The organism is Parafrankia sp. BMG5.11 (genome assembly GCF_004337455.1).
This window is the reverse complement of the sequence record NZ_SJXI01000027.1, coordinates 458,397-471,964: the sequence shown is the minus strand read 5'-3', so window position 1 is coordinate 471,964 and position 13,568 is coordinate 458,397. Positions and strand designations below refer to the sequence as shown.

The window sequence follows — 13,568 nt, the reverse complement described above, 5'->3', positions numbered from 1 at the left end:
TACGGTCAGTCGCGTCCACCTATGAACGATCGATCAGCCCGATAGGTTTGTCTAGCTTATCTAAGCGAGCAAGCGTTCTCTCGATCCAAAAATCGAACAAGGAGTGGGCTGTGTTAGCTCAGCGCGAAGTCGGTAGCGTCGCCATCCTGGCGCGCATTGTCGGCTTCTAAGCTTTCAACAATGCGTTTCAGCGCCTCGTAGCGGTGTCGTTTGGCGTCGCCGCGGGCGACCATTACGCGAAAGCCGATACCTCCTACAGGCGCAAGCAGCCAAGCTCCCGTCGCCAGCATTAGTGCGGCCCCCGCTGCCCCTGATAGACCCGCCTTCCCTGCGCGCACGCCGAACTGCTCAGAGCGATCGCCGATGGCACCCTCCGGGTTCGAGAATGCTGAGTAGGCAATTAATGCAAGGCCAAACGCGGAAGGCACAAAGTCGGTCGCATCTAAGCCCGCTTCGAGACCGGCTGCCGCCTCCACTTTGCCTTGCAGGAATGCGTCAGTGAGACCGCCATCGGAGACCTGCTCGCCCAAACCCAACGCCAGCAACTGACCATGGACTTCCGACGTGGTGGTCACGTCAATGTTAGGATAGCGCTCTAGCGCTTCCTTCACGTAGGCGACCGAATCTGTGGCCTTGGCTTGCAGAAGGTCCACCGTGTGGCCGTCCGAATCTAGGATACAGATGTCGTGGCCGGGCTGAGTGGCGGAGGCTGCGATTTCCGCATGCAGCCCATCAGCAAGACCGCCCTCATTGAACTGTTCGACAAGCTCAAGTTCGAAGACCTTGCCTTTAACCCCGCTGACCAGCCCTATAAGATCATCGGTTGGCATTCGCCCGACGGCATCGGAAAAGGTTTCGCCCGTTGCAGCGAGACCGGGGTAGGCGAGCCTGAAAGCCTCCTCCACTACCTTCGGCACGTCAGCAGTATGGTCAAGAAAACCAGACAGCGAGACACCGCCAATCACCAGCAGGTCAAGCAGTTCACCGCGTCGCCCCTCGCGACGCGCTGCTTCGATACGCCCTAACTCGCGCTCTGAGTGCCGTCGCGCCTCCTGGTCTGCACGGACGAGGCGGCTTTGTAGCCCATCAAAGTCCGACTGCTGGATAGATACTGCATCCACGGCTCCCGAAACCGCGCCAATCGTTCCTGCAACTGCGCCTCCCGTCGCCGCGCCGATGACGGGTGAAGCTTTACGCGCGCTCCTCCCGGCTGAACCTAGCACGCGACCGATCAGTCCCCCTAAGCCAAGCGACCCGTCCGCCGCGCGATCGAGGAATGCATGAAGGCCCTCGCCTGATTTTGCCGGACGGGCGTCGCGAAGTTCCTGTCTAAGCTCCTGGCAGCGCTGTACCAGTCCGTGCCCGGCGCTTTCCGACACCCGCCCAACACCGTCGAGCGCGCCATGAGTGCTATCGGCAATAGTGTGCTTGTGGGTCTCGACAAAATTAGAGGCTGAGGCAAGGGCATCGCCACTGACCCGGCGCGTTCGCGCCCAGCCACCCCGAAGCCGGGAAGAAAGTTTCTCGGTCATGCCCCCCCAATACTCGGTTTATGACGCACAAGCGTTGTATGCTGTAGGAGTCAAACAATACCAAGGCGTGAAACGCTCGCCTTCGGTCGCACGCGTCACTTACCCATTGGCCGGACTGCTGTTTCAGCCTGTACGTCACATCCGATTGCGCGAATGTCTGAAGAAAGCGATCTCAGGCCAAGTGTTAGCTTCCAGTCGGCACCATGGGCACGCCGCCGCGGAGAGCGTCCAAATGATCGCTCCACCATTGCGCCATTTCCACTCGCTCCGCCCAATGCGTGCCGCGATGGTAGGCGGCGCGGACAATGTCCCTGTCCTTGTGTGCCAGCGCCCGTTCAATAGCGTCAGACGACCATTTGCCCGACTCGTTGAGCAACGTGCTGGCCATGGCGCGGAAGCCGTGCGCAGTCATTTCGTCGTTAGTAAAGCCTAGCCGCCGGAGGGCGCCGTTGATCGTGTTCTCCGACATGGGCCGTGCCGGGGTTCGGATCGACGGGAACACGAACCGCCCGTCTCCGGTCAAGCCTTGCACCTCGCGGAGAACGTCGATGGCTTGCCTGGACAACGGCACAACGTGTTCGATCCGACCTTTCATCCGCTCGGCACGGATACGCCACACCGCCGCTTCGAAGTCGATTTCCGGCCACTCGGCTTTGCGCAACTCGCCGGGGCGCACGAACAGCATCGCTGACAGCTGCAAGCCGTAGCGCGTTACCGGGTTCCCTTCGTAACCATGGATTGCGCGCAGCAGCTCGCCGACTTTCTTGGGTTCGAGGATCGCGGCATGATGCTTGACCTTAGGACTGGCCAGCGCGCCGCGCAGATCGCGGGTCGGGTCCGACATGGCCAGCTGGTTGGCGACCGCGAAACGATAGACCTGCCCGACGAAATTCAGCGCCCGCTGCGCCTTTTCCTCGTTCTTAGCGGCCTCGAAGGGGCGCACCGCGTCCAGAATAGCAAACGGCTCGATTTCGGCGATGGGCCGATGTCCGATGGACTTGAGTAAGGTCCTCAGCAGCCAACGTCGCTTGCGCACAGTGTTCTCCGCCAAGCCGTCGCGCTCGTTCTTGGCGATGTAGGCTTCCGCAACGGCGGCGAAGGTGTTGGCGGCTCCGACCTTGGCGGCTTGCTTGGCGCGGCGCTTTTGATCCGCCGGGTCCAATCCCGTGGCGAGCATCGCGCGAGCTTCGTCGCGCCGTTCGCGAGCATCTTTCAAGCCAACGTCGGGATAGGTGCCGAAACCCAGCTTCTTTTCGACCCGCTTAGGGTTGCCTGCATCGTCGCGCCCGTCCGTCCGGTATTTGAAGCGCCAAAGCATCCCGCCTGACGGCTGGACCAGCAGAAACAAGCCCTTTTCGTCAGCGAGCTTGTAGGGCTTTGCCCGTGGCTTGGTATTGCGAAGCGTCGTGATTGAAAGCGACATTTGGGGGCCACCCTTTTCAGCTGTTTTCAGCTGGCCCCCGCCGTGGCCCCCATTATCGCTCGATCAGAGCCAAGCATCGGCGAACACTAGCGGCTAAGCCAGTCTCGTTTTTGGCAGATTTCAGGGGTTTTCGCAACCATTCGCGGGCTTTGGCGAGCAGGGTGGTGGTGCCGCTTACAGGACTCGAACCTGTGACCCCATCATTACGAATGATCGGTCTTGTAGGGGCTACATTGGGGCACGGCCAAGCCTGAAGCCGCCCTCATGCAAAGCCGCTACGAGCGCGGTAGTAGGACTCGAAACTCAATTTCCGGCGGCGGGGGCGTCTGATGCCGTTGGTCGACATCGGACATGCCTAGCCGCTAACCTCACATTAGCGGCGATCGCTGCCAAAGCCACTCATCTGCAACCGCTTTTCCTGCGCAATACTCGACGAGCAAACACCACGGCATCACACCTAATCACGGGTCAGCATTCGCTGAGTCTGGACACGCCCGAGGCCCTTTCGGGTCTCTGCTGGCAACGTATGTGGCAGCCTTTTCGTCGCTCAAGAACTACAGCACCGTGCCTCCGCCGCTTCTGTAACGCGGCCGCTCGAACATCACCTAGAGACGGCTGAATGCATCATTCTCGATGAGGCGTTCGACTTGCCAGAATGCGGCGACCGGCAATAGCCATAGTCGAGCGCTGGGTTCACTCGAGCATCAGGTTGAGCAGCGGCAGCGTATTGACCCGAGGCCCCTTCCCCTGCGTCCGCAAGTGACTGTGCGCAGGCCATTGTCTCCGCCAATTCCTGTCCTGGATGGTCTACGAGCGTCGGGCTGATTAGCTCGGTACGTGCCACGAACTCTACCAGGGCCTCGTAACTTACAGGGTGACGATGATCTCGGTGTTCGGAGATGAAGCAGGATCGCTCGTGGTCCGCGACGAAGCCCCCTCAACAACGAGGGTCGGTGCCGCGCGCTTGCTTCCCGCCATGTCGCCATTTCTTGCAGCTGGACAGAAGTCTCAGCCCCCCCCGTCTCCGCCTCTTTCATTGTCCGAGGGCAAGTCGGCATCGGTGTATCCTCCGACTACCCAGATGAAACTCTGGACGTCGATGTTGTCAGCCGGCGCGAGATTGCGCAGCGCTTCGCGCGTATCGTCGGTGAGCTCAAGGAGCGCCTCGTAGACCGCGGAGGTCGCCACCGGATCGTACCGATACTGAAACGAGTGCCCCACTCGCTCAGCGAAATCTCGTGTAACAGTGGGCTTCAAGAACATGTGGTATCCGGGCTCCCACAGATACGGGAAGTAGGTCAGGATCGGCCAAGTAAAGGCACCATGCCCCCTCATCGCCTTGCGCATCCCAATAATGCCAGCGTCCCGCTCCCCCAGGGCGAAGCGCGCCGCCGCGGCGAGGAAAGAGGGACCTTGTGGCCCTTCGATTGTCTCCTTCAGGTGCATGCTTTCATACGGCGAGAGGATGTTGATCCATGCCGGGGCTTTGCGCACTGCGTCGGCATTCGCGCGAGTTGCGCTCAGCGCCTGGTCTGCTGGCAGGATCGCGTTCAGCGCCTGGCTAGCCTTGACCTTGTAAACACGTTCTTTCTGGATCCGCTGCCCAGCGAAACCGCCGGGCATGAACTTCAGGAACCGCTCGATCGCTGCGCTCATGCCAAAGTAGCCAGGCTCCAACTTGCCCGCCTCGTTGCGCAATCTCGTCAGCAGCCGATCGCGGTTGTCATCCTGGAGGATCTCCCCCGCCTTCGCATCGCGGATCGTCGTACCAAACCAGCCACTGCCATTTTTGGCGGGTTGTACACGTAGCTTTGTTTTTCCGATCCACTCTTCGTGCGACTTCATCGTCTTCGTCCCCACCCTTCGCAACTGGACCCGTAGATCCTTGGTCGCCGCATTCGAGCTGCGCTCGACCGATCGTCACCAGGACATGAGAAGCACTGGTTCAAGCGCTGAGCTCAATCCGCCGCTTCCCCCTTCAGCAACAGAATGGGCTCGTCAGTTTCCCCTCTAGCCGTTTCGAGCCACTGCCGACCATGTAGACCCAGCTCCCGCACTCGCTTGAGCGTCAGAGGGGTAGACGAAGCCGCCGCTTCACGCTCGCGATACAGACTTGCCTGCGCCTCCGCGAAGGGGCGCAATCTCTCGAGAGCAGTGACGTAGCCGGGGTCTGCAGCTGAAACTTTGTCGGTCTGAAGTCGGCTCGATGCGATCTGGTGAGCGCCGACTGGCTCGAGCAAGTCTGACAGCTCGGCCGCAAATCTCTCCGCAGCATCGATCGCCGCGGGCAATTCGCCGGTCGCGACCCGGCAAGTAATACGTGTAGCCGCAGCCATGGACAGCGCATCGATGAAGGGCTCGACCAGATTCACATCGTTGCTTACGGACATCAGCTGTCGAGCACGGCTGAAGAACACATTCTGGATCTCGAGTAACTCTCGCGCCGCTGAATTCCATTGCGGCTCGGGATCAGACAGCTTCCAAGCTTCGTCGGCGAGTTCCGACGCTGTCCTTAGTCTAACGAAATCTCGTTGAATGGCGTCCGCTCGCAATTGTTCGACGCTTCGTGCGATACGGTCGAGCTTGCTGTCCATCTGCTCAACCTGCTTGCTGACGCGGTCCACTTTTACGCTGATCAGAGCCGCGCTCACGATTGAAACTCCAATGCCGATCCCGCTCAGCGCCAGCCCACCAATCTGCAGCGTTTGTAGCGTGGTTAGCGCTGTCTTGATCTGCTCGTTCTGAACACCGGTGATGATCTGGCCAACCGCCTGAACGCCTAGGTTAACCAGCATCCCAGCAGGAGATGCTGCGCTTAGAGCTTGTACGGCGGTGTCCAGCCCTCGGGTCTCGATCAGGTGGCCAGCAATGCCTGGCACCCCTTGCCGAAACAACAGCATTCCCACCCGGTAAATTTTCCCTGCGGCGAACTCGGATTGGAGAGCCGCTGGTACCGCTGCAAGGATAGTTGTGGGATCAAGCATGTAGGCGCTCCATGGCAGATTGGGCTGCGGCCTCGATGCCAATAGTAAAACGGCGCATGACCGAAATATCCGACTGAGGAGAGAGGATCGCGGCCTCGACGTATTTGCGGATGCGCGCGCGGATTCGCGCATTCCGCGCATCCCGAATTTGACTGGTCTTGATCACGCCCGTCGCGAGAGCGCCGCCGGCCAGTAATAGTCCTGAAACTAGGACCGGGGCGCTAACGGCCGATGTGGCAATCAGCCCGAATGCCGCCGTGCCGGAAACCACCGCCATGCCAGGCAACGCCGCTCCGAGTGCCAGACCACCGGCAACCGGCACCAGCCCTGATAAAACATCCGTAACCTGTTGGAGTGACTCAGGTTCGTCAGGAATTCCTCCGACGGACGTTTCGACGTCCAGCTGGTGCTCAAAGATCGCACTTAGCTCAAGCTGAGCATCCGAAATCAGCCGCTGCACCACCTCTTCGACGCGTTTAGTAACAATAGGGTCAATCTCGCGCGCGATATAGGCCGCGGGTTCGGTAAGTGCCGAACTCCAGGTAATCTGATCCAGCTTCTCGTCCACAATCGGCCGCAGATCTTGCCACGTGCGTGACAAGGCCAAAGCCGCATTTTGCAAATGGCGGTCGCGCCACTCAAGAATCTGCCGCCGGCTGTCGATCGACGTCGCCGCCAGTGCAGCCGCACTCCCCTGGCCCATGCTCGAATTCCCCAAATGCTGAGGTATAGATATGAAGCATTGATCGGATTAAACCAGTTTTCGTTGAACCTCCCACTGCGGAACGGTTGTCGCTCCAATCATCGACGTTGCAGGTCCAGAACTGACGTAACCTCTAACGGTTGGAGTGGGAGCGACCTGATGGCGATTTTGTCCGGGCTGTTTCTGCTCGTTGCGGTAGGCGTAGCGATTGCCCTGCTCCGCCCGCTCCTGGAATTCGTAGCGAAGCTGCTGGCCGGCATGTTCATTGCCACAGCCGGCGGTATCGCCCTCGGTCTTGCTGCCGAGAACCAGTGGTCCGGCGCGGGGCCACTTGTCGGGCTCATCGCTGGCACGATTTGTCTTGTGCCCAGCATACGGCTGGTCTGGGCGCTGTACGATACTGCGTCCTCGCCGATGCCCAAGACCCAGGAGCGGCAGGAGTCACCGGTACCCCCCCTAAGGTCTGCTACTCACCGCATCGAGCCAGCAGGAGACGAACCGGTAGCGCAGCAGCCTGGGAGCGCGCGATATTTTTGGTTCCGCACGAAGACAGGAAGCTACGCGATGCCCGTAGGTCTTGCGCAGCCCTTCTCGAGTTCCACAACGCTGCTGCGCCTCCGGACTTTGACGTGATTGACGCAGCGATCTTGATCCGACGCCACTTACCCCTGCTGATTAGCGACACTGAAAACGTCTGCCGCGGAGCCGCGCCGGCCGAGCGGGCGCAGTTTCTGGCGCAGCTCGTCACGCAGTTGCAAGCCTTTGCGGTCCGGGCCGACGCCCTGACCGAGCGGGGTCGGCAGCAAGCCCGTGAAGAACTGGCGCTGAGGCATACGCACTTGCGCGCCCGCCTGTCCGAGATGAGCGACGCTCCCGGCGCCGGAGAGCTACAGTCGTTGTCTGAGGTGAAGCATCAGGATGTCGCCGGCGTAAGGACCGACGGCGCCAATCCGACTTGGTGGGCGTGGATCAGCCGACCGTTCACTCTTTGGCGCTAGGCCCTCTCGGGAGGGTGGGTGCATCCGTCGTGCTTACGCGGCCCTAGGATCGACCGTCCGAGCTCCTCGGTGCCGCAACGAAACTGCCGCAGCCGAACCACTAATCAGATGTTAGCGGTCCCTCCCCTAGCCAGTTCGGGCAACGTCCGCTTCGCGCCCAATCTCGGTCGTTCGCGGCCTGCGTCTGGATGCCTAGAAGCCGACGTTTGACACACGAAGCTCGAGCACCGCTAGTACGTCCGGGATTGCGAGCTGCCGTTGCAGCGAATCCCTCAAAGAGGCTTCTAGGCAGTCTGCCTGCAGAGCTCTGTTGCCATCCACGAGGTTGCACAATCGGATCTAGCGGTACAGCTCAAGTCGCAGACTGTGCTTGGCGACTTTCTCGTAGAAGGTCTGCCGTGAAATTCCCAGTAGCCGGCAAGCCTGGGACACCCGCCCTTCGGTTTGTTGAATTGCTTCAACCATGAGGCTGCGCTCGTAAGCGGCGACTCGAGCGGCGAGGCCAGCCGAACCTTCATCTGCCACTCCGGCGACGCGAGGCAGTCCCAGCACGGCATTGTACGCGTAGCTGCGCAGTTCTCGGGCGTTACCGGGCCAGTCGTGTTCGAGCAGTCTGCGTCGGTCGGCGGCAGAAATCGCAAAGCGTTTGCGCCGTGTGCGAGCGAGCGCCTCGCTCACGAACTGGGCAAATAGTACGGGAATATCCTCTCGTCGCTCGCGCAGCGGCGGTATGCGGAGACGGAGAAGGGCGAGCCGGTAGAACAGGTCCTCGCGAAACCGGCCTGCTTCCACTTCTGCGTCGAGTGCCACCCGGGTTGCTGCGATGACCCGCACACCGCTACTTGCCCCTTGGTGCTGCTCGCGGGCCTCGAGATGGGCTAAAAGACCAGCCTGAAGAGGGGATGAGAGGGCATCGATTTCGTCGAGGAACAGGACGCCCCCTTCGAGTTCACCCAGCAGCCCGCCGCCGGAGTCGATGGTGCCGAAGCGGTCGCCTAGCCCGCTATCGCCCAGCGACGAACAGCGTATGGCCCTAAACGGCATCAGCGCGCGCGCCGACCGCCGGTGGAGCGCGCGTGCGACGATCTCCTTGCCTGTGCCCGTCTCCCCCTCGATCAGCACGTCAAGATCGATCATCGCCATTTGCCCGACCATGGTGCGCAGGCCGGCCATTGCTTCAGAGGTGCCCGCCAGCTCGCCGGTGCCGGCTTGCTCGGCCACTTCGCGCAGGGTGCGGTTGTCGAGTACAAGTGCCCGCGCCTGCAACGCGCGGCGCACCGCTGCAGTCAGTTGATCGGTCGAGAAGGGCTTGGCGAGGAAGTCGAACGCGCCTTCCTTGAGCGCAGCCACGGCCATTGGCACGTCACCATGGCCGGTAACGAGAATAACCGGTATCTCGGGATCGATGGCGTGGGCCGCTCGCATCAACTCAAGCCCGTCCATGCCCTCCAGTCGGATGTCGGTTACAATGCAGCCCGCGAAGCGAGCGTCGATTTTCTTTCGCGCGGGCTCCGCGGCAGCGAACGGCTTCGGCTCGAACCCGGCGAGCTCGAGCGCTTGGCCGGTCGCCAGCCGCAATGGCGCGTCATCCTCGACGAGGATAACAGTGCGCAGGTCCTCCAGCTGGTTCATGCCGGCACCAGCGATGCTGTGAACACGGTGCCCTTCGCACCAGTAGAGGTGAGCGACAGGTCGCCACCGAATTCGCGCAAGATGTCGCGCGCGATCGCCAGGCCCCGTCCGAGGCCGTCATCCCGACCCGTGACGAAGGGGGTGAACAGCTTGCGCCGCACCGCGGCGGAAACACCTCCGCCGTTATCGGCAAAGGATACCGCGACGAGGTCGCCTTCTGCCTCGATCTGGATATCGAGGCGGCCGTGGGGGCGGTCACCGATCGCATCGAGTGCGTTCTGAATCAGGTTGACGAACACCTGCTCCAATCGCACCCGGTCTGCGGAGACAGTCTGGTCCGCAGCCGCCGCATCCCAAGAAACGCGCACGCTCGATCCCGCGATCCGATGATGCACCAGTAGCAGCGCGGCATCGATGGCCTCGTCCAGTCGCACGGGGCCGACGCTGGGCGTCTTGCGGCGGGCGAAATTGCGCAGTTCGCCGGTGATCTGCGAGATGCGTTCGGTCAGCTCGACGACCTTGGCGAGGTTGTCGCCGACATTGTCGGCCATCCCGCGCCCGAGAAACGCGACCGCGTTCTCGGAGAACGTGCGGATGGCGGCGACCGGCTGGTTGATCTCGTGCGCAACGCCCGCGGCGACTTGGCCGAGCGTGGCGAGCCGGTTGGCCTGGGCAAGTTCCTCGCGCGAACGACGGTATCGTTCCTCCGACCGCTGGCGCTTGACACCTTCCGTAACAAGCTGCGCATTGACCTCGCGGAGCTCGGCGGTGCGCTCCAGGACCTTGACCTCGAGCTCGCGCTGCGCAGCTCGCTGGAGTTGCAGCCGCTCGCGCTGCCTGACGAGCCAGAGCAGAATACTGCCGAGAACTATCACGATGCCTAGCAAGGCCTGCCGCGCTCGGGCCCGCGCTCCGGCGAGCGCCGGCTCGAGTCGAAGAAGCGCGGTCAGCTTGGCGCCGGCGAGCGCCACCTGGGTATCTGCCCGCCGGAAGACGTCGCCCTCGAAGCGGGCATCGCGGCCGGAAAATGAGACAGGCAGCGGTGCGAGCGGCAGGTCATCAAACTGGCGCGTGCGGGCGATCTCGGCCTTTTCTGCCTGGCGCAAAGGGCGCAGCCGATGGAACCGCCATTCGGGAAGCGAGCTGACTATCACCACATCGTGCGCGTCGGAAACGAACGTCGTCCCCGCTTGCGCCCGCCAGGACGCTTCGAGGCGATCGAATTCGATCTTCACGACGACCGCCCCGAGCGGCGCTTGCGTTGGGCCGATCCGCCTCGCGATGAACAGACCCGGGCGCCCGCTCACCGTGCCCAGTGCGAATAGCTCGGATGCCCCGCGCGCAAGGGCATCCGTGAAATAGGGTCGAAAACCATAGTTCTGGCCGACGAAGCTTGTGGGTAGCCGGTGGTTGCTGGCCGCCAACGTGCGCCCGTCGGCTCCGATGACGTAGATGATCGCCCCGGTGCGCGCGGCGAGAACCTCGAGCCGACGATTGAGCGGGAGGGGATCGCTCGCTGGCGCGCGCAGGAGCGTTGACACGTCGGGGTACTCGGCGAGCACCGCGGGCAAGAGGCGAAACTTCTGCAGTTCGCTGTCGAACAGTAGAGCGTTAGAGCGGGCTAGCTGGAGCGCCTCGGCATCGGCGACCTCGTTCGCTGACGTACGGGCCCAGCGTTCGCTTATCCAGCCTGCGAGAGCGAGCAGAACGAGCGCCGCAATCCCGGCGATTAGGCGCGAATCGCGCCAGATCGATCTGCGCCCCGACGAAGCCTGTGTCACCGTTTCCGGACGATCCGGCAATTGCCTGTCTGGATTTCCTGACATTTCTCTCGCCAGTTGAGGACCAGCTCGACATCAAAGCTAGATAAAACAATGCTTTACCATCGAGTCCGTCAGCCGTTGACAGTTTACGGTAACGCGCTTCACAGCCAAGTCAAAGCAATGGTCCGCATGGAATGGAGAGAGGACATGGCGGCGACCGCTGCGAAGACCGCCGTTGCGCCAGGCGATCGCAGCCTCTGGCGTCGCGCATTCAGCTCGCTGTACCTGCAGGTCATCGTCGCCATCGTCGCCGGCGTAGCAATCGGCGCCCTCTGGCCCGAGGCTGGGGTCGCCCTCCAGCCGCTCGGCGAGGGCTTCATCAAGCTGGTCAAGATGATCATCGCCCCGGTGATTTTCCTCACCATCGTAACCGGGATCGGCAACGTGCGCAGCGCGGGCAAGCTCGGCCGGGTCGCGGGCAAGGCGTTCATCTATTTCCTCGCTTTCTCGACGCTCGCCCTCATCATCGGCCTGATCGTTGCCAATGTTGTCCAACCCGGCGCGGGCATGGGGGTGGACCCAGCGACGCTCGATGCTAGCGCGATTGAAGAGTACCGGGCCAAGGCCGAAGAATCTTCGATCACCAACTTCCTGCTTAGCATCATCCCAACGACGGCCGTGTCCGCGCTGACCGAAGGTTCAATCCTCCAGGCGCTATTCGTCGCGGTGCTATTCGGCCTCGCCCTCATGGGGGCGGGCGAGGCTGGAGAGCGCGTGACCCGCTCGCTCGAAGGCGTGGCCGAGGTCGTCTTCCGCCTCGTCGCGATGCTGATGCGCTTCGCGCCGATCGGCGCGTTCGGGGCCATGGCGTTCACCATCGGCAAGTACGGGGTCGGAGCGCTGGTCGATCTCGGCGCCTTGATCGCGACGTTCTACGCCACCTCGATCCTCTTCGTGGTTGTCGTCCTCGGTGCAGTCGCCCGTTACAACGGCTTTTCGATCTTCCGTCTTATCGCTTATCTCAAGGAAGAGCTGCTGCTCGTCCTCGGCACCTCATCGAGCGAGGCCGCGCTGCCGCGCCTGCTTCAGAAGATGGAAGGTGCCGGCTGCCCCAAAGCGATCGTCGGGCTGGTCATACCCACTGGCTACTCATTCAACCTCGACGGCACCAACATCTACATGACCCTCGCCGCGCTGTTCATCGCGCAGGCGACAGGGGTGGAGTTGACGCTCACCGAGCAGGTAACGTTGCTGCTGGTGGCGATGATCAGCTCGAAGGGTGCGGCCGGCGTGACCGGAGCGGGCTTCATCACGCTGGCGGCGACGCTGTCGATCGTGCCCTCGATACCGCTCGCCGGAATGGCGCTGATCCTCGGAATCGATCGTTTCATGAGCGAGTGCCGCGCGCTAACCAACTTCATCGGCAATGCGGTGGCGACAATTGTGGTTACCCGTTGGGAAGGGCAGCTCGACCGCAGTGCACTCAACGCGGCGCTGCACGGTGCACCTCTAGCGCCGGCGAGTGAGCCGACTTTCGCTATCACCCCGCCCGCCGGCGTGCGGGTTGGCGAGCGCGACGAGGACTGAGATGGTTGATCGGCGCCTCTTGCTAAAATCCGCGGCCGGACTCGCCGTCGCTACTTCGCTTGGCATCACCGGAATCGCGCGGGCACACGAATGGGAGGAGATCCCCCTGTGGCCCGGGCCGCCCCCGGGGCGGGGCGGCGTCACCGGCCCTGAGAAAATCGGTAGCGAGGGTGCCGGCTTCGGCGCGGTCTCGAACGTGTCCACGCCGCGGATGCGCGTCTATCGGCCGAACCACCCCAACGGCCGTGCGGTGCTGATCTGTGGCGGCGGCGGCTATTTCCGTATCCAGCTGTGGAAGGAGAGCACGCCCGCCGCCCAGTGGCTGCAGAACCGCGGCTACACTGTGTTCGAGCTGATTTATCGATTGCCGAACGATGGCTGGGAAGCCGCCGCCCCGTTTGCCGACGCCCAGCGCGCGATGAAGATCGTCCGAACTCGCGCGGCCGAGTTCAGCGTGCGGCCCGACGCCATCGGCATCCTCGGCCACTCCGCCGGCGGCCACCTCGCCGGTTTCACCGCCCTGCAGCCCGGCCGCAAGCTCTACGACGGAACCGATCACTTCGAGGCTGCAAGTGCGCGGCCCGACTTCGCGGCGTTGCTCTTTCCGGTCGTTTCGTTGCGAAAGCCGTTCAACACGCGCACCCGCAAGGAGATCATCGGCGAAAACGCGGACCGCGCGGCGGAGGATGCCTGGTCGCTTGATACCTATGCGGCGAAGGGTGCGCCGCCGATGATCCTGTTCTCCTCGGTCGACGATCCGACCACTCCGCCCGCACACAATCTCGCGCTGTTCGAAGCGCTTCGGCGCGCGGGCGCGAGCGTGGAAATGCACATTTTCGCCGACGGTGGCCACGGCTGGGGCCTTGGCGCGCCGGACCAGACCCTGAGCCAGTGGCCCGAACTGTTCGCCACCTGGCTCGACACTCGAATGACCGACAAGAAATGA

The 13,568-nt window shown here is 62.5% G+C and carries 11 protein-coding genes and 1 tRNA gene; 4 read left to right on the top strand and 8 right to left on the bottom strand.

Annotated elements, in window-relative coordinates; translation table 11 throughout:
* Positions 1-113: 113 nt before the first annotated feature.
* From E0504_RS20285 to E0504_RS20265, 6 genes are all read right to left on the bottom strand, one after another.
* Positions 114-1,532 carry a hypothetical protein gene (locus E0504_RS20285; protein ID WP_131625534.1) on the bottom strand — a complete coding sequence of 473 codons (1,419 nt, stop codon included), beginning with the start codon at positions 1,530-1,532 and terminating at the stop codon, positions 114-116.
* 184 nt (positions 1,533-1,716) lie between these two features.
* Positions 1,717-2,955 (bottom strand): integrase arm-type DNA-binding domain-containing protein, encoded by a 1,239-nt coding sequence (locus E0504_RS20280; protein ID WP_131625533.1) that lies wholly within the window; start codon positions 2,953-2,955, stop codon positions 1,717-1,719.
* Positions 2,956-3,120: 165 nt separating this feature from the next.
* Positions 3,121-3,231 (bottom strand) — tRNA-Ser (locus tag E0504_RS50440).
* A gap of 732 nt (positions 3,232-3,963) precedes the next feature.
* Positions 3,964-4,800: a hypothetical protein gene (locus E0504_RS20275; RefSeq protein WP_131625532.1), complete on the bottom strand. Its 837-nt coding sequence runs from the start codon at positions 4,798-4,800 to the stop codon at positions 3,964-3,966.
* Positions 4,801-4,913: 113 nt separating this feature from the next.
* The gene (locus E0504_RS20270) at positions 4,914-5,939 is read right to left on the bottom strand and encodes a hypothetical protein (protein WP_131625531.1); all 1,026 of its coding nucleotides are present in this window, start codon (positions 5,937-5,939) and stop codon (positions 4,914-4,916) included.
* On the bottom strand, positions 5,932-6,642 hold the full coding sequence (locus E0504_RS20265) for a hypothetical protein (RefSeq protein ID WP_131625530.1): 711 nt from the start codon (positions 6,640-6,642) through the stop codon (positions 5,932-5,934). Before E0504_RS20265 ends, E0504_RS20270 begins: the two co-directional genes overlap by 8 nt.
* A gap of 159 nt (positions 6,643-6,801) precedes the next feature.
* Here E0504_RS20265 and E0504_RS20260 point away from each other — a divergent pair, with 159 nt between their 5' ends.
* Both E0504_RS20260 and E0504_RS20255 read left to right on the top strand, forming a co-directional pair.
* Complete coding sequence (locus tag E0504_RS20260) at positions 6,802-7,275, top strand: hypothetical protein (RefSeq protein ID WP_131625529.1); 474 nt, start codon at positions 6,802-6,804, stop codon at positions 7,273-7,275.
* Positions 7,272-7,640 (top strand): hypothetical protein, encoded by a 369-nt coding sequence (locus E0504_RS20255; RefSeq protein ID WP_131625528.1) that lies wholly within the window; start codon positions 7,272-7,274, stop codon positions 7,638-7,640. The genes E0504_RS20260 and E0504_RS20255 overlap by 4 nt, the downstream gene beginning before the upstream one ends.
* Positions 7,641-7,979: 339 nt before the next feature.
* Here E0504_RS20255 and E0504_RS20250 read toward each other — a convergent pair whose 3' ends face one another.
* A complete protein-coding gene (locus E0504_RS20250; protein WP_131625527.1) occupies positions 7,980-9,272 on the bottom strand; it encodes a sigma-54 dependent transcriptional regulator in 1,293 nt (430 codons plus the stop codon).
* On the bottom strand, positions 9,269-11,053 hold the full coding sequence (locus E0504_RS20245) for an ATP-binding protein (RefSeq protein ID WP_165938563.1): 1,785 nt from the start codon (positions 11,051-11,053) through the stop codon (positions 9,269-9,271). The genes E0504_RS20250 and E0504_RS20245 overlap by 4 nt, the downstream gene beginning before the upstream one ends.
* A 189-nt stretch (positions 11,054-11,242) precedes the next feature.
* Here E0504_RS20245 and E0504_RS20240 point away from each other — a divergent pair, with 189 nt between their 5' ends.
* Positions 11,243-12,622, top strand: coding sequence for a dicarboxylate/amino acid:cation symporter (locus E0504_RS20240; protein ID WP_131625525.1), 1,380 nt, complete (start codon positions 11,243-11,245; stop codon positions 12,620-12,622).
* Position 12,623: 1 nt separating this feature from the next.
* Complete coding sequence (locus E0504_RS20235; protein WP_131625524.1) at positions 12,624-13,568, top strand: alpha/beta hydrolase; 945 nt, start codon at positions 12,624-12,626, stop codon at positions 13,566-13,568.